This is a genomic window from Streptomyces seoulensis, assembly GCF_022846655.1.
In the GTDB taxonomy this organism is placed as follows: Bacteria; Actinomycetota; Actinomycetes; order Streptomycetales; family Streptomycetaceae; genus Streptomyces.
In genome coordinates this window covers 398,793-419,145 of record NZ_AP025667.1, presented here as the reverse complement: position 1 = coordinate 419,145, position 20,353 = coordinate 398,793, and the positions used below count along the sequence as shown (strand labels likewise).

The 20,353-nt window shown below is 71.5% G+C and carries 23 protein-coding genes and 1 riboswitch; of the genes, 11 read left to right on the top strand and 12 right to left on the bottom strand.

The features are described from left to right. Positions 1-31 precede the first annotated feature (31 nt). Entirely contained in the window at positions 32-601 is a 570-nt protein-coding gene (locus HEK131_RS02070) for a hypothetical protein (RefSeq protein ID WP_217461357.1), read from the top strand. Between the two features lie 31 nt (positions 602-632). Next, positions 633-1,070 carry a VOC family protein gene (locus HEK131_RS02065; RefSeq protein WP_244333463.1) on the top strand — a complete coding sequence of 146 codons (438 nt, stop codon included), beginning with the start codon at positions 633-635 and terminating at the stop codon, positions 1,068-1,070. A 60-nt stretch (positions 1,071-1,130) separates the two neighbouring features. On the opposite strand, the gene HEK131_RS02060 is transcribed toward HEK131_RS02065, so the two are convergent. The 3 genes from HEK131_RS02060 to HEK131_RS02050 form a co-directional block, all read right to left on the bottom strand. Next, entirely contained in the window at positions 1,131-2,258 is a 1,128-nt protein-coding gene (locus HEK131_RS02060) for an NADH:flavin oxidoreductase (protein ID WP_244333462.1), read from the bottom strand. Between the two features lie 145 nt (positions 2,259-2,403). Next, positions 2,404-2,634, bottom strand: coding sequence for a hypothetical protein (locus HEK131_RS02055; protein WP_244333461.1), 231 nt, complete (start codon positions 2,632-2,634; stop codon positions 2,404-2,406). Further along, positions 2,631-2,825, bottom strand: a complete 195-nt coding sequence (locus HEK131_RS02050; protein WP_244333460.1) for a hypothetical protein — start codon at positions 2,823-2,825, stop codon at positions 2,631-2,633. The genes HEK131_RS02055 and HEK131_RS02050 overlap by 4 nt, the downstream gene beginning before the upstream one ends. A gap of 111 nt (positions 2,826-2,936) precedes the next feature. On the opposite strand from HEK131_RS02050, the gene HEK131_RS02045 reads away from it, so the two are divergent. After that, positions 2,937-3,779: a helix-turn-helix domain-containing protein gene (locus tag HEK131_RS02045; RefSeq protein WP_244333459.1), complete on the top strand. Its 843-nt coding sequence runs from the start codon at positions 2,937-2,939 to the stop codon at positions 3,777-3,779. After that, entirely contained in the window at positions 3,760-3,969 is a 210-nt protein-coding gene (locus tag HEK131_RS02040; RefSeq protein ID WP_244333458.1) for a DUF397 domain-containing protein, read from the top strand. The genes HEK131_RS02045 and HEK131_RS02040 overlap by 20 nt, the downstream gene beginning before the upstream one ends. Here the strand turns inward: HEK131_RS02040 and HEK131_RS02035 are convergent. Beyond that, positions 3,956-4,606: a CatB-related O-acetyltransferase gene (locus HEK131_RS02035; RefSeq protein WP_244333457.1), complete on the bottom strand. Its 651-nt coding sequence runs from the start codon at positions 4,604-4,606 to the stop codon at positions 3,956-3,958. The genes HEK131_RS02040 and HEK131_RS02035 overlap by 14 nt on opposite strands. 320 nt (positions 4,607-4,926) lie before the next feature. Here HEK131_RS02035 and HEK131_RS02030 point away from each other — a divergent pair, with 320 nt between their 5' ends. Both HEK131_RS02030 and HEK131_RS02025 read left to right on the top strand, forming a co-directional pair. Next, positions 4,927-5,736 (top strand): hypothetical protein, encoded by an 810-nt coding sequence (locus HEK131_RS02030; RefSeq protein WP_244451923.1) that lies wholly within the window; start codon positions 4,927-4,929, stop codon positions 5,734-5,736. A gap of 100 nt (positions 5,737-5,836) precedes the next feature. Further along, positions 5,837-6,595, top strand: a complete 759-nt coding sequence (locus tag HEK131_RS02025) for a hypothetical protein (RefSeq protein WP_244333456.1) — start codon at positions 5,837-5,839, stop codon at positions 6,593-6,595. Between the two features lie 119 nt (positions 6,596-6,714). Here the strand turns inward: HEK131_RS02025 and groL are convergent, their stop codons facing one another. From groL to thrC, 4 genes are all read right to left on the bottom strand, one after another. Further along, positions 6,715-8,337, bottom strand: coding sequence for a chaperonin GroEL (groL, locus tag HEK131_RS02020; protein WP_217461364.1), 1,623 nt, complete (start codon positions 8,335-8,337; stop codon positions 6,715-6,717). A 275-nt stretch (positions 8,338-8,612) separates the two neighbouring features. Further along, a complete protein-coding gene (locus HEK131_RS02015) occupies positions 8,613-8,816 on the bottom strand; it encodes a cold-shock protein (RefSeq protein ID WP_009189266.1) in 204 nt (67 codons plus the stop codon). 431 nt (positions 8,817-9,247) lie between these two features. Further along, positions 9,248-9,523 carry a MoaD/ThiS family protein gene (locus HEK131_RS02010; protein ID WP_161149178.1) on the bottom strand — a complete coding sequence of 92 codons (276 nt, stop codon included), beginning with the start codon at positions 9,521-9,523 and terminating at the stop codon, positions 9,248-9,250. Next, entirely contained in the window at positions 9,520-10,794 is a 1,275-nt protein-coding gene (gene thrC / locus HEK131_RS02005) for a threonine synthase (RefSeq protein WP_217461365.1), read from the bottom strand. Before thrC ends, HEK131_RS02010 begins: the two co-directional genes overlap by 4 nt. A gap of 17 nt (positions 10,795-10,811) precedes the next feature. Continuing rightward, positions 10,812-10,969, bottom strand: a riboswitch (SAM riboswitch). A 190-nt stretch (positions 10,970-11,159) separates the two neighbouring features. Between thrC and HEK131_RS02000 the strand changes: the two genes are divergently transcribed. Further along, positions 11,160-12,104: a glucosyl-3-phosphoglycerate synthase gene (locus tag HEK131_RS02000; protein ID WP_217461366.1), complete on the top strand. Its 945-nt coding sequence runs from the start codon at positions 11,160-11,162 to the stop codon at positions 12,102-12,104. A gap of 74 nt (positions 12,105-12,178) precedes the next feature. Beyond that, the gene (locus tag HEK131_RS01995) at positions 12,179-13,597 is read left to right on the top strand and encodes an alpha,alpha-trehalose-phosphate synthase (UDP-forming) (RefSeq protein WP_244333455.1); all 1,419 of its coding nucleotides are present in this window, start codon (positions 12,179-12,181) and stop codon (positions 13,595-13,597) included. Between the two features lie 62 nt (positions 13,598-13,659). On the opposite strand, the gene otsB is transcribed toward HEK131_RS01995, so the two are convergent. Genes otsB through HEK131_RS01980 form a run of 3 tightly spaced genes read right to left on the bottom strand, consistent with a single transcriptional unit; the run spans position 13,660 to position 16,079 of the window. Further along, complete coding sequence (gene otsB / locus HEK131_RS01990) at positions 13,660-14,532, bottom strand: trehalose-phosphatase (RefSeq protein ID WP_244333454.1); 873 nt, start codon at positions 14,530-14,532, stop codon at positions 13,660-13,662. 36 nt (positions 14,533-14,568) lie between these two features. Then, a complete protein-coding gene (locus HEK131_RS01985; protein ID WP_031184034.1) occupies positions 14,569-14,793 on the bottom strand; it encodes a DUF3263 domain-containing protein in 225 nt (74 codons plus the stop codon). Positions 14,794-14,828: 35 nt separating this feature from the next. Then, positions 14,829-16,079, bottom strand: a complete 1,251-nt coding sequence (locus HEK131_RS01980) for an extracellular solute-binding protein (protein ID WP_244333453.1) — start codon at positions 16,077-16,079, stop codon at positions 14,829-14,831. 138 nt (positions 16,080-16,217) lie between these two features. Here HEK131_RS01980 and HEK131_RS01975 point away from each other — a divergent pair, with 138 nt between their 5' ends. From HEK131_RS01975 to HEK131_RS01965, 3 genes are all read left to right on the top strand, one after another. Beyond that, positions 16,218-17,162 (top strand): ROK family protein, encoded by a 945-nt coding sequence (locus HEK131_RS01975; RefSeq protein WP_244333452.1) that lies wholly within the window; start codon positions 16,218-16,220, stop codon positions 17,160-17,162. Next, entirely contained in the window at positions 17,162-18,328 is a 1,167-nt protein-coding gene (gene nagA / locus HEK131_RS01970) for an N-acetylglucosamine-6-phosphate deacetylase (protein ID WP_217461370.1), read from the top strand. The genes HEK131_RS01975 and nagA overlap by 1 nt, the downstream gene beginning before the upstream one ends. A 118-nt stretch (positions 18,329-18,446) precedes the next feature. Further along, positions 18,447-19,376 (top strand): 1-phosphofructokinase family hexose kinase, encoded by a 930-nt coding sequence (locus HEK131_RS01965; protein WP_244333451.1) that lies wholly within the window; start codon positions 18,447-18,449, stop codon positions 19,374-19,376. Positions 19,377-19,418: 42 nt separating this feature from the next. On the opposite strand, the gene HEK131_RS01960 is transcribed toward HEK131_RS01965, so the two are convergent. Beyond that, positions 19,419-20,336: a CBM35 domain-containing protein gene (locus HEK131_RS01960; RefSeq protein ID WP_217461372.1), complete on the bottom strand. Its 918-nt coding sequence runs from the start codon at positions 20,334-20,336 to the stop codon at positions 19,419-19,421. Positions 20,337-20,353 lie beyond the last annotated feature (17 nt).

Below are 20,353 nucleotides of genomic sequence, written 5' to 3'. Positions count from 1 at the left end.
CCCGCACTCGCGCGGGTGAGAAGCTGGACGCATGAACCACGCCCAGCTCACCGCGCTCGGCCGTGCTCTCCGGCTCGTCGGGGAGCACGGTGACGCGCTGAACGCCGACACCCCGGACTCCCGGCTGCACGAGGTCAAGGCCGATCTGCGCCGCGCGCTGGACCTGCTGGACGAGAGCGTCTCGGCCGGCGCCCCCACCACCCGCTGCGCGGAGCACCCGCAGGGCCCGGTGGACGAGAGCGCGCAGGACCTCTGCCTGCTGTGCGAGACCCGCAGGAGGGCCGCCCGCCGCGCCGAGTACGGCGGCCAGGGCCGGGGCCCGGAGGCCCCCGCGACCGCCCCCTCGCGCTACGGCGTCCGCGCCGACCGCCCCCAGCCCCAGCAGCGCTGGCTGCCCGAGGCGTGGAACGGCCGCGAGTGGCAGCTCTGCGGCACCCCGCGCCGCGACCGCCACGAGGCGGAGGCGTACCTCGCCGCCGCGCGCCGGGGCTCGCGCCCCGCGATGGCCTACCGCCTGGTGCACGAGTTCACGGACTACGAGGTGCTACGGGTGTGGGGCACCCCCGCACAGGTCGACATCGAACCCATGGGCAACCTGTAGACCGGTAGCCCGGAACCGGAGGCGTGACAGCATGGATCAGCAGGTCAGCATGGTGACCCTGGGCGTCGGCGACCTGGCGGAAAGCCGGCGCTTCTACAGCGAGGGCCTCGGGTGGACCCCGCTGCTCGACCTGGACGAGATCGTGTTCTACCAGGCCGGCAAGGGCCTCGCGCTGGCCCTCTTCCCGCTGTCCGACCTGGCCGCCGACACCGGCACCCCCGCCACCCCCGGAACCCCCTTCACCCTCGCCCACAACGTGGGCTCCCCCGCCGAGGTCGACGCGGCCGTGACCCGCGCCCGCGAGGCCGGGGCGAGCGTCCTCAAGGAGCCTCAGCGGGCGGCCTTCGGCGGCTACCACGCCTACTTCGCCGATCCGGACGGCCACCGCTGGGAGGTCTGCCACAACCCCGGCTGGTCGGTGTCGGAGGACGGCACGGTGAAGCTGACGGCAGTGGACCCGGAGAGCTGACCGCGGGCAACACAAAGGCGCCGGGCGGGAGTTAACCCACCCGGCGCCTCGGAAGAACCCTTAGCTGAGAGATCCCAGCGCGGCGGCGTCGTACGCCTTCAGCTCGTCGAAGCGGCCCGCGAGCACCTTCGCGGCCCACTCCGGGTCCTGGAGGAGGGCGCGGCCGATGGCGACCATGTCGTACTCCTCGCGCTCCAGGCCGTCGAGGAGGTCCTCGATGCCCTTGACCGGGGAACCCTCGCCCTGGAACGCCCCCACGAAGTCGCCGTCCAGACCGACCGAGCCGACCGTGATGACCGGCTTGCCGGTGATCTTCTTCGTCCAGCCGGCCAGGTTGAGGTCGGAGCCGTCGAACTCGGGCTCCCAGTAGCGGCGGGTGGAGGCGTGGAAGACGTCGGCACCGGCGGCGGAGATCGGGGCGAGGATCGCCTCCAGCTCCTCCGGGGTCTCGGCGAGGCGCGCGGTGTAGTCCTGCTGCTTCCACTGCGAGTAGCGGAAGATGACCGGGAACTCGGCGGACACGCGCTCGCGCACGGCCGCGACGATCTCCGCGGCGAACTGGGCGCGGGCGACCGGGTCGCCGCCGTAGGCGTCGGTGCGGCGGTTCATGCCCGCCCACAGGAACTGGTCAAGCAGGTAGCCGTGGGCGCCGTGGATCTCGACACCGTCGAAGCCGATGCGCTCGGCGTCGGCGGCGGCCTGCGCGAAGGCGCCGATCACGTCGTCGATGTCGGACTGCGTCATGGCCTTGCCCTTGGGCTCGGCGCCGGCCTTGTGGATGCCGGACGGGCCCATGGCGGGAGCGTCCGCGAACGGCGGCTCGCCCTGGCGGCGGACCATGCCGATGTGCCAGAGCTGCGGGACGATCGTGCCGCCCGCCGCGTGCACGTCCTGCGCGACCTTCGCCCAGCCCGCGAGCTGCTCCTCACCGTGGAAGCGCGGCACGCTGTCGCTCTGCCCCGCCGAGTCGTGCCCGACGTACGTACCCTCGGTGACGACCAGGCCGACGCCGCTCGCGGCACGGCGGGAGTAGTACGACGCCACGTTCTCGCCGGGGATGCCGCCCGGGGAGAACATCCGGGTCATCGGCGCCATCGCGATCCGGTTCGGAACGGTCAGGCCGTTGAGCGTGATCGGGCGGGACAGGAGCTGGGCCGCGCGGGAGGCGGCGGACGTCGGTGCGGTCACGTGGGGGCTCCTCGGGAGAACGGTGTCGTATAGACCGGCTGGTATGTGAGCACGCAATGGTGCACCTAGTGAAACAACTGGTCCCCGCGGCTCCGCATTCCGCCCCCTGGGGCCGGGCGAGTGTGACCCCGGCCACGCCCACCCGTCACCCCAGCTCGACCCGCCGCCTGGCGTCCCGGTTCAGCAGCCGGACGCGCTCACGGAGCACCTCGGCGGGCACGGCTTCACCGAGGTGCTCCGGCGGCACGTCCCACTCCCGGCCACCGCCGAGCGGGCGCAACTGGACCCGCCCGCCGACCCGGCCCATGACCTCCCCGATCCGCCCGTCACGCACGTCGAGGGCGTACGAGCCGACAGCGGGGGCGTCGCCACTCACTCGCCCCTCTCCCTCAGCGCGGCGGCGAGGCGCGCGGCGACGTCGAGGTTGCAACTCCCCAGGTCCACCAGGGTGTTACGCCCCCCGTAGACCTCGGTGACGGGGTCGACCCGCAGCGAGGGCAGCACGATGCCCGCGTCACGCAGGGCGGTACGGAGCCGCTCGACCGCCTGATCCGCCGTATCCGTCATGCCGGTCCCTCCACGCTGAGTGTTCCTGTTCTGCACACAGAGTGGCGGCGCCGCTCCTAGCCTGGCCAGAGAGGCAGTACCAACAACCCCGCCTGTGGGACAGGAGCCGCGATGCCCGGACCGAAGGACCTCGACCCGTCGTCGTCCCCGCGAGCGATGATCGGGGCGGAGTTGCGCCATGCGCGGGAGCGGAAGGGGTTGAGCCAGACCGAACTTGGTGAGCTGTTGTTCGTCAGCGGTTCGTTCATCGGGCAGTTGGAGTCGGGTACGCGGAGGATGCAGCGGGAGTACGCGGTCCAACTGGACCAGACCTTGGACACGGACGGCTTCTTCACGCGGCACTGCGAGACCTCGGCGAGGTCCAAGTACCCAGAGCACTTCGAAGAAGAGGCGGAGACAGAGAAGGTCGCGACGGCGATCAGGCACTACATCCCTCTGCTGATCCCCGGCTGGTTGCAGACTGCGGCTTACTCGGCGGAGTTGTTCCGCGCGTACCGGCCAGCGGCCACTGACGCTCAGATCGAGGAGCTGGTGGAGATACGGCAGAAGCGCGGCCGCGTCCTCGACGATCCAACAAAGCCGTTGTTCATGGTGGTCCTCGACGAGGCTGCGATCCGTCGATGGGTCGGCGGACCTGCGGTAATGGCTGAAGCCCTGCGCCACGTGGCCACCCTGATGCGAAGCCGCCGAATCATCGCTCAAGTACTGCCGTTCACCGCTGGAGCGCACGCGGCGATGGGAGGCGCCCTCCGGCTCATGGAGTTCGCGGACGGTCCTCCGCTCTGCTTCCTGGACGGGCTGGAAACGGGGCGGCTGATAGACGACCCGGCCACCGTCGCGCGCCACACCCTGACGTTCACACTCCTCCAGGTGATGGCACTTTCCCAGCCGGATTCACTGGCCCTGATCGAGTCAGTGGCGGAGGATTACGAGCATGAAGAACCACGCGCATGAGCAGGACCTGAACACGGCGGCCTGGCGCAAGTCCAGCTACAGCCAGGGTGACGGCAGCGACTGCGTGGAAGTGGCCGACACCCACCCCACCCTCATCCCCGTCCGCGACTCCAAAGCGCCGCACGGCCCGAAGCTCGCGTTCCGGGCGGAGGCGTGGTCGGCCTTCGTGGAGAACCTCAAGCTCGGCTGACGGGCGGCTTCGCCGCCTCCAGTTCCGCCACCGTCCCCGACATGATCGTGCGGACGTGCTCGGTGATGTGCTCGGCGGGCCAGTCCCACCAGGCGACCGCCAGCAGCCGGGCGACGTCCTGCTCGTCGTAACGCATGCGGAGCAGCCGCGCGGGGTTGCCGCCGACGATGCCGTAGTCGGGCACGTCGCCGGTGACCACCGCGCCGGTGGCGATGATCGCGCCGTGCCCGATGCGGACGCCGGGCATGACGGTGACGCCGTGGCCGAACCAGACGTCGTTGCCGATGACGGTGTCACCCCGGTTCGGCAGCCCGGTGAGCAGGTCGAAGTGGTCCGCCCACGAACCGCCCATGGTGGGGAAGGGGAAGGTGGAGGGGCCGTCCATACGGTGGTTGGCGCCGTTCATGATGAAGCGGACGCCCGTGCCGAGCGCGCAGAACTTGCCGATGACCAGCCTCTCGGGCCCGTAGTGGTGGAGCACGTTGCGGGTCTCGAAGGCGGTCGGGTCGTCGGGGTCGTCGTAGTACGAGTACTCCCCGACCTCGATCAACGGTGACTTGACCAGCGGCTTGAGCAGCACGACCCGCGGCTGCTCGGGCATCGGGTGGAGGATCGTCGGGTCGGCGGGCAGGGGCATGGGCAGCGATTCCTCATCGGTCGCGGGTCCGTGACCGCTCCATGATCGTGCCCCCGAGGCTCAAGCGGCGAGCTCCGAGCCCTCTTAACAAGGATTGGCTGGAGGGTTTCAACCCACCCACCCACCCCGCGACTTGACCGGGAGCCACCGACTTGCCACGAACAGTGACGAGGCTCTAGCGTGCCCGCATAACAAGCAGCCCCCGCCAGGCGCTACCAACACCTGCGGGGGCTTGACCTACAAGATCGATGAGGCTCGATCCCGTGGCTGAAGCCAAGCTTAGCCCTGCCCCTCAGCAGGCGCACGTACTCCCGCACCCGATGGCCAACCCCGGCTACGGCAAGCGCTCCGCACCGGACCAAGTCCGGCGCGAGAAGGCCGACTTCACACACCTCCCGCCCCGCGAGGCGGCCATCGCCGCGTACATCGACCGGTTGCCCGAGGGCGCCGACATCTCGGTGAAGACGCTGGCCAAGACGCTCCCGTACGGCCAGTGCGCATTGCGTACGGCTCTCAACAGGCTCCAGTTGGCGGGGCACTTGAGGCGAGGCAGGGAGCGCCTGGAGTCGGCGGCGGGCGGCAACCGCTGGATCACCCGATCGTGGTTCTCCCGAACAGCCCGCGACGACGCGTGGTGGGCGGCGTTCACCCGGGGCGACGACATCGCGGCACCCCCGCCGAAACCCACCCGCTCCCGAGCCCACATCCTCCTGGCAGCCCTGGGCCGCAGGACACCGGCCCTCTCCCTCTCGGCCGCCGACTGCGCCTCCTTGGCGCCGCTCCTGACGGAATGGTTCGCCCGGGGCGCGACGGACGACGCGATCCTCCAGGCCCTCACCACCGGTCTGCCCACCCCCATCCACCACCCAGCGGCCCTGATCCGCACCCGCCTGACGGCCAAACTCCCCCCGGAACCGGCCCCCACCCCGCCCCGCCGCATCCTGGAGTGCGCGAACTGCGGCGTCCAGGGCCGCCCCGAGGCCCTACCGGGCGGCATGTGCAGGACCTGCCGCGGCGAACCGTCCCCCTGGCAGAGCCCCACCCCCTTGCCCGCCCCCTCCGTACGGGCCCGCGCAGAGGAGATCCGAGCGGCCATGTCGGCCCGCAAGCACGCCCCGGCACCCGTGTGACAGGCGGCGCAAGCCTGTTGAACCTGCCGCCGCACCGGTAGGGTCGCGATCTTCGGCCGGCGGACACCGGCTGGAGTCCCCCAAGGCTGCGTCGACAACGATGCCCCTCGAAGACACCCCCGCCCGAGCCCGGCTCGACCGCGCCCTGGACGACCTGGCCGTCACCTTCCACGGCATGACCGCCCGCGCCGACGAAGCCCAGTGCACATGTCACTGGGGCAGCGCGGACGAGCTGGCGCTGCTGAAGGTCCCGGGCCGCGAACTCGACCCGAACCTCCTGCGCCGTACCTGGAGCGCGCCCGACTGGGCCGACCACGGGGCGGTACTGCGCCGCGTCCTGCCGCAGTTCGCGCGGGAGCTGGCCGGCGGGGTAGCGGAGCTCTTGTACGCTCCGGCCGAGATCGGGCAGTCGTTCGCCCGGAGCGGCTGGCAGCGGTGGCCCCTGCGTCAGCGTGCGTCGGTGGGGGAGTTCCTGCACGCCTGGTGGTCCCACGGCCTCACCTCACCGGCGCCGACGATTCCCGTCCACGACCTTCTCGTCCTGTGCGCGGAGGCATCCGCCACCCTCACCCCCTGGCTCGCGGCATGGGAAGCCCTCGACCACCCCACGGCCGACCGCCACCTGGCCGAGGCGGCGGCCCACTGGACGCGCGACCTCCTGCACGACGAACTCCCCTGGCCCACCTGGCACGACGAGGACGCCCTACGCACCGAGCTCGCCACCTGGCTCGCCCGCCACGCACCGACCCGCCTGCGAGCCCAGAACGCCCCCGAAGGGCTCCTCCACCACATACGCCTGGCAGCCCTCCCCGCCCCGGCCCGCTGGGACGACCCCCACTGGCCCGTCGGCCGCGTCTGAGACCCGGGGAGGCACGCACCTACAGCTTCACCCGCGGCCGAGGCCCCGGAAAACGCCCGAGGGCGGCACCCCCCGTGAGGGAAGTGCCGCCCCGGAAAAGGACAGTTGATCCGGAAGGATCAGAAGTCCATGTCACCGCCCGGCATGCCGCCCGGAGCGGCCGCGGCGGCCTTCTCCGGCTTGTCGGCGATGACGGCCTCGGTGGTGAGGAACAGCGCGGCGATGGAGGCCGCGTTCTGCAGGGCGGAACGCGTCACCTTCGCCGGGTCGATGATGCCCTCGGCGATCATGTCGACGTACTCACCGGTCGCGGCGTTCAGGCCGTTGCCGACGGGGAGGTTGCGGACCTTCTCCACGACGACGCCACCCTCGAGACCACCGTTGACGGCGATCTGCTTGAGCGGGGCCTCCAGCGCGAGCTTCACCGCGTTGGCACCGGTCGCCTCGTCGCCCGACAGCTCGAGCTTGTCGAAGACCTGGCCGGCCTGCAGCAGGGCCACGCCACCACCGGCGACGATGCCCTCCTCGACGGCCGCCTTGGCGTTGCGCACGGCGTCCTCGATGCGGTGCTTGCGCTCCTTGAGCTCCACCTCGGTGGCGGCACCGGCCTTGATGACCGCCACGCCGCCCGCGAGCTTCGCCAGGCGCTCCTGGAGCTTCTCGCGGTCGTAGTCCGAGTCGCTGTTCTCGATCTCGGCGCGGATCTGGTTCACGCGACCCTGCACCTGCTCCGAGGAGCCGGCGCCGTCGACGATCGTGGTCTCGTCCTTGGTGACGACGACCTTGCGGGCACGGCCCAGCAGGTCCAGGGAGGCGTTCTCGAGCTTGAGACCGACCTCCTCGGAGATGACCTCGCCACCGGTGAGGATGGCGATGTCGCCGAGCATGGCCTTGCGGCGGTCACCGAAGCCCGGAGCCTTGACGGCGACGGACTTGAAGGTGCCGCGGATCTTGTTGACGACCAGGGTCGACAGGGCCTCGCCCTCGACGTCCTCGGCGATGATCAGCAGCGGCTTGCCCGACTGCATGACCTTCTCCAGCAGCGGGAGCAGGTCCTTGACCGAGGAGATCTTGGAGTTGGCGATCAGGATGTACGGGTCGTCGAGGACGGCCTCCATACGCTCCATGTCGGTGGCGAAGTACGCCGAGATGTAGCCCTTGTCGAAGCGCATGCCCTCGGTGAGCTCGAGCTCGAGACCGAAGGTCTGCGACTCCTCGACGGTGATGACGCCTTCCTTGCCGACCTTGTCCATGGCCTCGGCGATGAGGTCACCGATCTGGGTGTCGGCGGCGGAGATGGAGGCCGTGGAAGCGATCTGCTCCTTGGTCTCGACATCCTTGGCCTGCTCCAGCAGGGCGGCGGAGACGGCCTCGACGGCCTTCTCGATACCGCGCTTCAGCGCCATCGGGTTGGCACCCGCGGCGACGTTGCGCAGACCTTCCTTGACCAGGGCCTGGGCCAGCACGGTCGCGGTGGTCGTACCGTCGCCGGCGACGTCGTCCGTCTTCTTGGCGACTTCCTTGACCAGCTCGGCGCCGATCTTCTCGTACGGGTCCTCGAGCTCGATCTCCTTGGCGATGGAGACACCATCGTTGGTGATCGTGGGGGCGCCCCACTTCTTCTCGAGGACGACGTTGCGGCCCTTGGGGCCGAGCGTCACCTTGACGGCGTCCGCGAGCTGGTTCATGCCGCGCTCGAGGCCGCGCCGCGCCTCCTCGTCGAACGCGATGATCTTGGCCATGTGAAGTGGTCCCTCCAGGACTGGGGGTGATTCCTTCGGACCGCGCCCGCGCCCGCGACGGACGGCTCGCCGACCTCGTGGTTCCTTGCCCCACCCGGTCTGCGGGCCTCACCGACCCGGTCCTTCGTTGTCACTCTCACCTTCAGAGTGCTAACGCAATGATTAGCACTCACCCAGGGCGAGTGCAAGCGCCTTCGGGGGATCAGGACGGGACTTAACAGGACGAAGGGCCCGCACCCTGTGCCGGTGCGGGCCCTGCGCTCTGCTGGAGACGTTCAGGCGGTGACGCGAACCATGTCGGCCTGCGGGCCCTTCTGACCCTGCGAGATCTCGAACTCGACCCGCTGACCCTCTTCCAGGCTGCGGTAGCCGTCCATCTGAATCGCGCTGTAGTGGACGAAGACGTCCGCACCACCGTCGACCGCGATGAAGCCGTACCCCTTCTCCGCGTTGAACCACTTGACGGTGCCCTGAGCCATGGCTAACTCCCCTATTACTGGCCCTTGCGCAGATCCACACCTCGCGGACCTGGGTCAGACCTCGCCCCCCGAACTGTCGGGGGCGTGCGCCGGAACGCGTCGACCGCGGCTGAATGTATCTGTCCAACTGCCGTCTGCAACAGGTCAATCGGACGAGAATTCCGGACGGGCGCAGTCCGGAATCTGCCGCGAAGTCGGCCGAATCAGGGGCAAGTCGGGCCCCATAAAAGCAACAAAAGCCGCACATTACCCGCGCATTTTGGCTGTTTCTTGTCGGGCCTGCGGCATGAATCCAGGGCTCCGATCCACCGGACCGGGAGCGCGTTCCCCAACTCTACCGCGCTCAATCACACAGAATGGCCTCCTCCGTTTCTCTTACGGAGAAGGCCATTCGATGAACAGCGGGTAACCGTGGTTACCCAAGGTAATTCTCAGCCGCCGGCGACCGCCGGAATGATGGAGACACCCGCACCGTCGGGGGTGGCGGCCTGAAGTCCGCCCTCGAAACGCACGTCGTCGTCATTGACGTACACATTCACGAAACGGCGCAGCTTGCCCTGGTCGTCCAGCACGCGTGCGGCGATGCCCGTGTGGTGCTTCTCCAGGTCCTCGATGACCTCCGCGAGCGTGCCGCCCTCGGCGGGGACCTCGGCCTGGCCGCCGGTGTAGGTACGCAGGATGGTCGGGATGCGAACGGTCACGCTCATGCGAGGCCAGCCTCTCGGAAGGAGTCCAGGTTCGGGCGGATGGTCGCGGTCAGACCGGTGCCGGCGACCGCGTCCAGGGTCTTGAGGCCGTCGCCGGTGTTGAGGACGACGGTGGTGAGCGAGGGGTCCAGCGCACCGGATTCGATCAGCTTGCGGGTGACGCCGACCGTCACCCCGCCCGCCGTCTCGGCGAAGATGCCCTCGGTGCGGGCCAGCAGCTTGATGGCGTCCACGATCTGCGGGTCCGTCACATCCTCCACCGCGCCCCCGGTCCGGCGCGCGATGTCCAGCACGTACGGCCCGTCCGCCGGGTTGCCGATGGCGAGGGACTTGGCGATGGTGTCCGGCTTCTGGGGCCGCACCACGTCGTGGCCCGCCTTGTACGCGGCCGACACCGGCGAGCAGCCCTCCGCCTGGGCGCCGAAGATCTTGTACGGCCTGTCCTCGACCAGGCCGAGCGCGATCAGCTCCTTCAGCCCCTTGTCGATCTTGGTGAGCTGGGAGCCGGAGGCGATCGGCACCACGAGCTGGTCGGGCAGCTTCCAGCCGAGCTGCTCGCAGATCTCGTACGCCAGCGTCTTGGAGCCCTCGGCGTAGTACGGCCGGAGGTTGACGTTGACGAAGCCCCAGCCCTCGCCGGCCGGGTCGCCGATCAGCTCGGAGCAGAAGCGGTTCACGTCGTCGTAGTTGCCCTCGATGCCGACCAGCTCGCCGCCGTAGACGGCGGCCATGACGACCTTGCCCTGCTCCAGGTCGTGCGGGATGAACACGCACGAGCGCAGGCCCGCGCGGGCGGCGGCTGCGCCGACCGCGCCGGCCAGGTTGCCGGTGGAGGAGCAGGAGAGGGTGGTGAAGCCGAAGGCGCGGGCGGCCTCCAGCGCCTGGGCGACGACGCGGTCCTTGAAGGAGTGCGTCGGGTTGCCGGAGTCGTCCTTCACGAACAGCCCGCCGGTGACGCCGAGTTCGGCCGCCAGGCGGTCGGCCTTGACCAGCGGGGTCCAGCCGGGGTTGAGGTTCGGCTTGCCGGCCACGTCGGCGGGGACGGGCAGCAGCGGGGCGTAGCGCCAGATGTTCGCCGGGCCGGACTCGATGCGCGTCCGGAGCTTCTCGGTGTCGTACGCGGAGAAGTCGTAGGCGATCTCCAGCGGCCCGAAGCATTCCTCGCAGGCGAAGACGGGGCCGAGCGGGACGCGGTGTCCGCACTCGCGACAGCTCAGCGCGGCGGCGGGGCCGAGATCTACGGTGGGGGTGGCGACGGTCTGCACAGCCATGGAGGCGAGGCCCTTTCTCCTCATCTTCCTCACGACGCATCTCGCCGTGAGACGGATTTGGCACCTTCCCTAGCCGGGAGCCTCGCGCGTGCGGCGGTGTGTCGCGCACGGGAGACCGGCTGGAGGGTTGCCGGGGCTTCATCGGGCCGTTTCCCTCTGCCCCTCTGGATGAGCGGTATTCGGTTGTGAACGCCATCTGGCCTCGACATGCGATGGTCATCGGCGTTGTTCAAGACTGTAACCGAAGGCCAGGAGAGTTGAAGGTGTCGTCCGAACCGCGAGATGGATCAGGCGGGGACCGGCCCCGGCACCGGCCGCACCGGCCGTCCGTGCAGACACGTCCCCACAGTGAGGAGCCGCAGACCATGCTGGAAGAAACCGAACGCTGGCTGGCCACCCGCTCCTGGTCCGTGGCCGACCGCCCGCTGCACCGCGTCCTGGCCGCCAAGCAGCGCTCCGGGCAGCGCGTGTCCGTGGTGCTGCCCGCGCTGAACGAGGAGGAGACGGTCGGGGAGATCGTCTCCGTGATCCGGCACGACCTGGTCTCCCAGGCGCCGCTGGTGGACGAGATAGTCGTGGTGGACTCCGGGTCCACCGACGCGACCGCCGAGGTGGCGGCCGCCGCGGGCGCGCGGGTCGTGCACCGGGACGAGATCCTGCCCCGGCTGCCCGCCGTGCCCGGCAAGGGCGAGGTGCTGTGGCGCTCCCTGCTGGCGACCAGCGGGGACGTCGTGGCCTTCGTGGACGCCGACCTGAAGGAGTTCTCCTCCGACTTCGTCCTCGGCATCGTGGGCCCGCTGCTCACCGATCCGGGGATCGACCTGGTCAAGGCGATGTACGACCGTCCGCTGGGCGGGGCTGCCGGGCAGGGCGGCCGGGTGACCGAGCTGATGGCGCGCCCGCTGCTGAACATGCACTGGCCGCAGCTCGCGGGGTTCGTGCAGCCGCTGGGCGGGGAGTACGCGGCCCGCCGCTCGCTGCTGGAGCGGCTGCCGTTCCCGGTGGGGTACGGGGTCGAGCTGGGGATGCTGGTGGACTCGCTGCATCTGGTCGGGCTGGACGCGCTGGCCCAGGTGGACGTGGGGGTGCGCAAGCACCGGCACCAGGACGGGCAGGCGCTCGGGCGGATGGCGGCGGCGATCTACCGCACCGCGCAGCTCCGGCTCGCGCGCGGGCACCTGGTGCGGCCGGCGCTGACCCAGTTCGAGCGGGGGGTGGAGGGTTTCGAGCCGCGTACGTATTCGGTGGACACCGAGGAGCGGCCGCCGATGGCGGAGATCGCGGAGTACGCGGCGCGGAGGGTGGCGTGAGCCGGGCCGTATACGGTCGCCTCACCGGTCGTGCGTACGTTTGAGCGTTTGTGGGCCGGGCTAGGTTGAGGACCATGGCTTCAACGCAGGGTGCCGAGGTGCTGGTCGCGTCCAATCGCGGCCCGGTTTCGTACACGGTGGGTCCGGACGGGGCGCTGAGCTCCCGGCGGGGCGGCGGCGGTCTCGTCTCCGGTCTGTCGGCGATCGGCCCGGACACCGACGCGGTGTGGGTGTGCGCCGCGCTCGGCGACGGTGACCGGGAGGCGGTGCGGCGCGCGGACGGCGCGCTGCTGCCGGCCGAGGACACCGGCGGTCAGCGGGTGCGGATGCTGGACATCGACGCGCAGGTCTACGCCGACGCGTACAACGGCATCGCCAACTCGGCGCTGTGGTTCGTGCACCACATGATGTACCAGACGCCGCTGGAGCCGGTCTTCGACGCGGATTTCCGCCGGCAGTGGGACGCGTACCGCGCCTACAACCAGGCGTTCGCCGAGGCGCTGGCCGAGGAGGCGGCGCCGGGGGCGGCGGTGCTGATCCAGGACTACCACCTGGCGCTGGCCCCCCGGATGCTGCGCAAGCTCCGCCCCGACCTGCGCATCGGGCACTTCTCGCACACCCCCTGGGCGCCGCCGGACTACTTCCGCCTGCTCCCGGACGACATCGCGGCCGAGCTGCTGACCGGCATCCTGGGCGCGGACCGGGCCGCCTTCCTGACCCGGCGCTGGGCGGACGCGTTCACCGACTGCTGTCACGCGGTACTGGGCCCCGGCATCCCCTCCGGCACGGAGATCGGGGTGCACGGGCTGGGCGCGGACGCGGACTTCCTGCGGGAGCGGGCGCACCGGGCGGACGTGGACGAGCGGATGGCGCTGCTGCGGGAGGAGATCGGCGAGGGGCGCCGGACGATCGTCCGCGTGGACCGCACCGAGCTGTCCAAGAACATCGTGCGCGGCCTGCTGGCGTACCGCCGCCTGCTGGAGGACCACCCGGAGTGGCGCGAGCGCGTGGTCCACGTGGCCTTCGCCTACCCCTCCCGCCAGGACCTCGCCCTGTACCGCTCCTACATGGAGGAGGTACGCCGGGTCGCGGAGGAGATCAACTCCGAGTACGGCACGCCCGGTTGGACCCCGGTCCTCCTCCACCTCGACGACGACTTCGCCCGCTCCCTGGCCGCGTACCGCCTGGCCGACGTGGCCCTCGTGAACCCCATCCGCGACGGCATGAACCTGGTGGCCAAGGAGGTCCCGGTCGTGTCGGACGAGGGTGTCGCCCTGGTCCTGTCCCGCGAGGCGGGCGCCTACGAGGAACTCGCCGAGCACGCGATCACGGTCAACCCGTACGACATCGTCGGCACGGCGGAAGCCCTCCACGAGGCCCTGACCCTCCCGGAGACGGACCGCTCCGAACGCTCGAAGCACTTGGCGACAGCGGCGACCGCCCTGCCCCCAACCAAGTGGTTCCTGGACCAGTTGGACGCGCTGCGGGGCTGAACTCCTTCAGCGGCGAAGGACCTTCCGTGGCCTCATCCCTCATCAGGATGAGGCCACAGGTCTCAGCCGGTGTGGGCCGCGAGGCTCTCCAGCAGCTCCACCACTCCCCCAGGCCCGTCCACCACCAGGTCCGCACGCTCGGCCAGTTCCGTCACCTCTGTGCTGCCGCTGCAGACCAGGAGGGCGGGGACTCCGTCGGAGCGGAGTTTTTCGAGGGCCGCGAAGGCGGGGAGGTCGCCGAGGTCGTCGCCGGCGTACAGGACGGATTCGGCGCCGGTGGCGCGGAGGTGGTCCAGGAGGGCCACGCCCTTGTCCATGCCGGGCGGGCGGAGTTCGAGGACGAGGCGGCCGGGTTCGACGATGAGGCCGTGGCGGGTGGCGAGGTCGGTGAGGGGGGCGCGGAGGGTGTCGAAGGCGGCTTCGGGGTCCTCGGCGCGGCGGGTGTGGACGGCGACCGCGCGGCCCTTCTCCTCGATCCAGGTGCCGGGCCAGGCACCGGCCCGGTCGAGGACTCCGGGGAGTTCCGCGCGGACCGCGGCGATGCCGGGGTGCGGGGCGGGCGCGGTGACGGTGCCGGTCGCGGCGTCCCAGCGCTCGGCGCCGTAGTGGCCGAGGACGACCAGGTGTTCCAGGCCCGGGACCCCGGCGAAGCCGCCGTGGCGGACGGCGACCCCGGCGGGGCGGCCGGTGACCACCGCGACGGAGGCCACCTTCGGCGCGAGGGCGGCGAGCGCGGGCACGGCGCCGGGGTGGGCGCGGGCCTGGTCGGGGTCGGCGACGATGGGGGCCAGCGTGCCGTCGAAGTCCAGGCCGATCACGGCGGTGCGCGGCCGGTCCAGCAGCCCCCGCAGACCGTCGCGGCCTGCCTGGGTCACCGGGACCGGCAGCGGGTGGTCCTCGGGAGTGGTGGCGGAGTCCTTATCAGGGATGCCCATAGGGCGACACTATCCGCGCCGGGGCGACCTCACGCCTCAGCGTTCGGACCGTCTCGTCTCGCGGACCCGGCGCAGGCGGTTGACGGTCACCGGGTCGTGGGCGAGGGCGCGCTCGTCGTCCAGGAGGGCGTTGAGGAGCTGGTAGTAGCGGACCGGGGCGAGGCCGAGCTGCTCGCGGATGGCGCGCTCCTTCGCGCCGGGGCCGGGAAAGCCCCGGCGCTCCAGCGCGAGGATCGCCTTCTCACGGCTGCCGAGTTCCATGTCGGCAACCGTAACCCCGGCCGCCGACAGCCCGCTCAGCCCTGGGACATGGCGGAGCTGTCGGCCGCCGTGGCGGCGGCCTGGAGCCGGGTGAGGACGCCCGCGGGGCTGCCCGTGGGGGAGACCGCCTGCCCGATGTCCTTCTTCACGGCCGCGCTGACCGCCGCCCAGGAGGTCTTGTTCACCGGGTACTGCTCGGCGGTCGGCATCTGCTCCAGGAAGGCGTGCAGCGGGACGTCGGTGGACGCCTTCGACTGGCTCATCACCTCGGAGGCGGAGGTGGTGACGGGCAGCAGGCCGTACTTGCGGGAGAAGTCGAGCACGTTCTTCTGGTCGTACACGAAGTCGAGGAAGCTGCCGATCTGGGCGGCGTGGCCGTTCTGCTTGAAGGCCAGCATCCAGTCGGTGACGCCCATCGCGGCCCTGGCCCGGCCGGTGCGGCCCGGCATCGGGACCATGCCGAACTTCACGCCCTTCGCCTCGGCCTGCCGGATCAGCGTGGGGTGCCCGTTGAGCATGCCGACCTGGCCGTTGGCGAACGCGGCGAAGGCGGTGGCGCGGTTGAGGCGGCCGGGGGCGACGGGCCCGGTGAGGCCCTTGCCCACCAGGTCGTCCTTGAGCCAGGTGAACGTCTCGCCGTTCACCGCCGAGTCGATGGTGTAGGTGCCGATGTCGTCGGTGTAGCCGCTGCCGCCGCTGAGCAGCCACTGCATGGTCTCGGCCTGCGCCTCCTCCGGGCCGAGCGGCAGCGCGAAGGGGTACTGCACACCCTTGGCCTTGAGCGCCTCGGCGTCGGCGGCCAGTTCGTCCCAGGTGCTGGGCGGGGTGATGCCGGCCTGCTGGAAGAGCGACTTGTTGTAGAAGAGCACGCGGGTGGAGGCCGCGAACGGCATCGCGTACGGCGTGTGGTTCCAGTCGCCCGCCTCGGCGAGCTGCGGCACGAAGTCGGCCTGGGTGCCGATGGAGAGCGTGTCGGACATCGGGTACAGCTTGTCCGAGGCCGCGTAGTCGGCGTACGCGCCGATCTGGGCCATGTCGGGGGCGTGCCCGCCGTCCACCATCTCCTTGACCTTGGCGTCGACGTCGTTCCAGGAGTAGACGCTGACCTGGACCTTCACATCGGGGTGCTTCGCCTCGTACGCGTCGACCAGGCCGGCCCAGTACTTCTTGGAGCTGTTGGCGGCGGAGTCGCCGTAGTCGGCGGCGACCAGCTTGAGGGTCACCTCTGAGGAGCCCGTGCTCCCACAGCCGCCGAGCATCGCCGTCATGCCCAGTGCGGACACCACCGCGATCGTTCCTGCCAAACGCCGACGCACCCTCAAAGCCCCTATCCCCTTGGTCAGACCATTCGATTTCGAACGCATAAGGTCTACACCACGTAAGTGGACTAGACCTCTCGCGGGTCAGGGGGTCACACTGGGCCCGTGAGACATGTCATCGCCCTGGACGTGGGCGGTACCTCGATGAAGGCCGCGCTCGTCGGCGAGGACGGCGCGGTGCTGCACCACGCCCGCCGCGCGACGGGCCGCGAGAGCGGGCCCGAAGCGGTCGTCGAGAACCTCCTCGCCTTCGCCGCCGAGCTGCGCGCGCACGGCGCCGACCATCTCGGCGCCCCTGCGCTGGCGGCCGGAGTGGCCGTCCCCGGCACCGTCGACGAGGCGCGGGGCGTCGCCCTCTACTCCGCCAACCTCGGCTGGCGCGACGTACCGCTGCGCGCCCTGCTCGCCGAGCGGCTCGGCATGCCCGTGGCCCTCGGCCACGACGTGCGCACCGGCGGCCTGGCCGAGGGCCGCGCCGGGGCCGGCCGGGGCGCCGACCGCTTCCTGTTCGTGGCGCTGGGCACCGGGATCGCCGGGGCGATCGGCCTGGCCGGCCGGGTCGAGGCGGGCGCGAACGGCTTCGCCGGGGAGATCGGGCACATCGTCGTCCGCCCGGGCGGCGACCCGTGCCCCTGCGGACAGGCGGGCTGCCTGGAGCGGTACGCCTCCGCGGCGGCCGTCGGCACCGCCTGGGCCGGGGCCGGCGGCGGCGCGGACGCGGATGCCGCCGACTGCGCGCGGGCCGTCGCCGCCGGGGACCCGGACGCCGCGCGCGTATGGGCCGAGGCGGTGGACGCGCTCGCCGACGGCCTCGTCACCGCGCTCACCCTGCTCGACCCCGGCACACTGATCGTCGGCGGCGGTCTCGCCGAGGCCGGTGACGTGCTGTTCGGCCCGCTGCGGGCGGCCATCGAGCGCCGGATCACCTTCCAGAGCGCGCCCACCCTCCTCCCGGCCGCCCTCGGCGACGGCGCCGGATGCCTGGGCGCGGCGCTGCTCGCCCAGGACCTGCTGAGCATCACCCCCCAGACCACGGAGGTAAGCACCTGATGGCCAACGAGAGCGCACCTTCGGGCGGCCGTCCGCTGGTGCTCACCGGCGGCACCGTGGTGCTGCCCACCGGCGAGGTGCCCGGCGGGCGGGTCGCCGTCGACGGCCGCCGGATCGCACAGGCCGCGCCCGAGGGCGCCGACGTGCTCGACGTGACCGGCCACTGGGTGGTCCCCGGCTTCGTGGACCTGCACAACCACGGCGGCGGCGGAGCCGCCTTCTCCGGCAGCGCCGAGGACGCGCTCACCGCCGTCCGCACCCACCGGGAGCACGGCACCACCACGCTGGTCGCCTCCACCGTCACCGACGACCTGGACGTGCTGGCCCGCCAGGCAGCGCTGCTCGCCGAGCTGGCCGAGCAGGGCGACATCGCGGGTGTCCACTTCGAGGGCCCGTTCATCTCCCCGTGCCGCAAGGGCGCGCACTCGGAGGCGCTGCTGCGCGACCCGGACCCGGCCGAGGTCCGCAAGCTGATCGACGCCGCGCGCGGCCACGCCAGGATGGTCACCCTCGCCACCGAACTGCCGGGCGGCATCGACTCCGTACGCCTCCTCGCCGAGCAGGGCGTGATCGCGGCCGTCGGACACACCGACGCGAGCTACGAGCAGACGGTCGCCGCCATCGACGCGGGCGCCACCGTCGCCACCCACCTCTTCAACGCGATGCCGCCCATCGGGCACCGCGACCCCGGCCCCATCACCGCGCTGCTGGAGGACGAGCGGGTCACCGTCGAGCTGATCAACGACGGTACGCATCTGCACCCGGCCGCACTCCAGTTGGCGTTCCACCACGCGGGCGCCGGCCGGGTCGCCTTCATCACCGACGCGATGGACGCGGCGGGCTCCGGCGACGGCCGCTATCTGCTCGGCCCGCTGGAGGTCGAGGTGCAGGGCGGCGTGGCCCGGCTGGTGGAGGGCGGCTCGATCGCGGGCTCCACGCTGACCCTGGACCGCGCCTTCCAGCGGGCGGTCACCGTGGACGGGCTGCCGGTCACGGACGTGGTGGCGGCGCTGTCGGCCAACCCGGCCCGGCTGCTCGGCATGGCGGACCGGGTCGGCTCGCTGGAGCCCGGCAAGGACGCCGACCTGGTGCTGCTGGACGCCGACTTCACGCTCAAGGGCGTCATGCGCCGGGGTGAATGGGTCCTCGCGCCCCAACTGCCCTGATCCGTACCCCCCTTCGCCAGACGGCGTCCGGTCCTCAACTGGGCCGGACGCCGTCTCTTTGGCATGATCGGGGGCCCCGGAGACCGAGGCGTACGCACATCGAGGGAGGTCGGACCGGTTGATCCTCACGGTCACGCTGAACACCGCTCTCGACATCACGTACCGCGTGACGTCGCTGCGGCCGCACGCCGAGCACCGGGTGTCGGAGGTCGTGGAGCGGCCCGGCGGCAAGGGCGTCAACGTGGCCCGCGTGCTCGCCGCGCTCGGCTACGAGGTCACGGCCACCGGTTTCGCGGGCGGCCCGACCGGCGAGGTGCTGCGCGAGCGGCTCGCGGCCGGCGCCGGGGTCACCGACGCGCTGGTCCCGGTGGCCGGGGCGACCCGCCGCACGATCGCCGTGGTGGACGAACTGACCGGTGACACCACCCAGTTGAACGAGCCCGGCCCGCACGTCACCCCGGCCGAGTGGGCCGGCTTCCTGCGCGCATACGACGCCCTGCTGGCGGACGCCTCGGCGGTCGCCCTGTGCGGCAGCCTGCCGCCCGGCGTCCCGGTCGGCGCGTACGCGGGGCTGATACGGGTGGCCCGGTCGGCCGGGGTGCCGGTGCTGCTGGACACGGGCGGGGAGCCGCTGCGGCGCGGGATCGCCGCCCGGCCCGACATCGTCAAGCCCAACGCCTCGGAACTGGCGGAACTCACCGGCTCCCACGAGCCGGCCCGCGCCACCCGCGACGCCCGCCGCCGGGGCGCCCAGGCGGTCGTCGCCTCCCTGGGCCCGGACGGTCTGCTGGCCTCGACCCCCGAGGGCCACTGGCGCGCGGCCCCGCCCTCCCGCCTGCGCGGCAATCCGTCCGGCGCGGGCGACGCGGCGGTCGCGGGCATCCTCTCCGCCCTGGTGGACGGAGACTCCTGGCCGGCCCGCCTGACCCGCGCCACCGCTCTCTCGGCGGCGGCCGTACTGGCGCCCACGGCGGGGGAGTTCGACCCGGCGGCCTACGAACGGCTGCTGGGCCAGACCACCGTCACGGACGAGGAGTCGGCGGCGTAGGTACCACCAGGGCCCCAGGGGTACCCGGAGGCACCCGGCGGCCTACCGCCAGCCGGACTCCAGCGAGAACTGGTCCAGGTTGACGTCGCACTGGTTGCCGTTGCCGCAGGAGATGCTGACGGTGTTGGACCCCTTCTGGAGCTCCAGGTTGGCCCAGGTGTGGGTCCAGCCGCGCTCCCAGTCGCCCTCGGGGGCATGGGCGAAGTTGGACAGGTTCAGCGGACGGTTCTGCGAGGTGCCGTTCACCGTCAGGGTGGCGTTCGCGTCCTTGCCCGGCACGCCGTAGCTGACGTTCAGCGTGTACTTGCCGGACTTCGGCACGTCCACCGTCCAGGTCACCGAGGCGCCGACCTGGTTCAGGCCGCCCACGTAGGAGCCGCCGGCCGACTTCGAGCCCTTGACGGCGGAGGCCGGGGCGGCGCCGCCCGCGAGCTGCACCGCGTCGTCGACCGCGTCGGCCTTCGGCAGCTCACCGGCCGAGGCCGTGCTGGTCGCCTTCGGGCTCGGCGGGGCCTCCTGCGACTGGGTCGGGGACGCGTCCGCCTGGTTCCCGGTCTTGCCGTCGTCGTCCTTGCCGTTGAGCATCGCCACGCTGATACCGATGACGACCGCCGCGACCACCGCGATGGCACCGATCAGCAGACCCTTGGTGTTGGGTCCGCGCCGCCCGCCGCCACCGCCGGAGTGCATGGCCTGCCGGGACGTGGGAGCACCGCCGGGCATCGTCTCCGGTGCCTGGTAGTGGCTGTTCGGCTGGCCGTAGGCGCCCGCCTGCGTCGGAGCGGCCTGCTGCGGCTGGCCGTACTTGCGCTCGCCGACCGCGCGCACCCGGTTGACCGCGTTGGGATAGCCGTAACCACCGGACGGCGGCTGGGCCCCCCTGGCCTGGCCGTCGGCGTACAGGTAGCCGAACGGGTCGTCTTCCTCGGGCTTGCTCGCGCCGTTGTCGCCGGGCGTCATCCCTGGGTACTCCTCAA

Bases quoted from the DNA above. Each gene is read 5' to 3' on its own strand.
- HEK131_RS01995 (WP_244333455.1), top strand. From the start codon at position 12,179: ATGGCTTCAACGCAGGGTGCCGAGGTGCTGGTCGCGTCCAATCGCGGC.
- otsB (WP_244333454.1), bottom strand. From the start codon at position 14,532: ATGGGCATCCCTGATAAGGACTCCGCCACCACTCCCGAGGACCACCCG.
- nagA (WP_217461370.1), top strand. From the start codon at position 17,162: ATGGCCAACGAGAGCGCACCTTCGGGCGGCCGTCCGCTGGTGCTCACC.
- HEK131_RS02050 (WP_244333460.1), bottom strand. From the start codon at position 2,825: ATGACGGATACGGCGGATCAGGCGGTCGAGCGGCTCCGTACCGCCCTG.
- HEK131_RS01985 (WP_031184034.1), bottom strand. From the start codon at position 14,793: ATGGAACTCGGCAGCCGTGAGAAGGCGATCCTCGCGCTGGAGCGCCGG.
- HEK131_RS02000 (WP_217461366.1), top strand. From the start codon at position 11,160: ATGCTGGAAGAAACCGAACGCTGGCTGGCCACCCGCTCCTGGTCCGTG.
- HEK131_RS02045 (WP_244333459.1), top strand. From the start codon at position 2,937: ATGCCCGGACCGAAGGACCTCGACCCGTCGTCGTCCCCGCGAGCGATG.
- thrC (WP_217461365.1), bottom strand. From the start codon at position 10,794: ATGGCTGTGCAGACCGTCGCCACCCCCACCGTAGATCTCGGCCCCGCC.
- HEK131_RS02070 (WP_217461357.1), top strand. From the start codon at position 32: ATGAACCACGCCCAGCTCACCGCGCTCGGCCGTGCTCTCCGGCTCGTC.
- HEK131_RS02040 (WP_244333458.1), top strand. From the start codon at position 3,760: ATGAAGAACCACGCGCATGAGCAGGACCTGAACACGGCGGCCTGGCGC.
- HEK131_RS01960 (WP_217461372.1), bottom strand. From the start codon at position 20,336: ATGACGCCCGGCGACAACGGCGCGAGCAAGCCCGAGGAAGACGACCCG.
- HEK131_RS02025 (WP_244333456.1), top strand. From the start codon at position 5,837: ATGCCCCTCGAAGACACCCCCGCCCGAGCCCGGCTCGACCGCGCCCTG.
- HEK131_RS02015 (WP_009189266.1), bottom strand. From the start codon at position 8,816: ATGGCTCAGGGCACCGTCAAGTGGTTCAACGCGGAGAAGGGGTACGGC.
- HEK131_RS02035 (WP_244333457.1), bottom strand. From the start codon at position 4,606: ATGCCCCTGCCCGCCGACCCGACGATCCTCCACCCGATGCCCGAGCAG.
- HEK131_RS02030 (WP_244451923.1), top strand. From the start codon at position 4,927: ATGGCCAACCCCGGCTACGGCAAGCGCTCCGCACCGGACCAAGTCCGG.
- HEK131_RS02010 (WP_161149178.1), bottom strand. From the start codon at position 9,523: ATGAGCGTGACCGTTCGCATCCCGACCATCCTGCGTACCTACACCGGC.
- groL (WP_217461364.1), bottom strand. From the start codon at position 8,337: ATGGCCAAGATCATCGCGTTCGACGAGGAGGCGCGGCGCGGCCTCGAG.
- HEK131_RS02065 (WP_244333463.1), top strand. From the start codon at position 633: ATGGATCAGCAGGTCAGCATGGTGACCCTGGGCGTCGGCGACCTGGCG.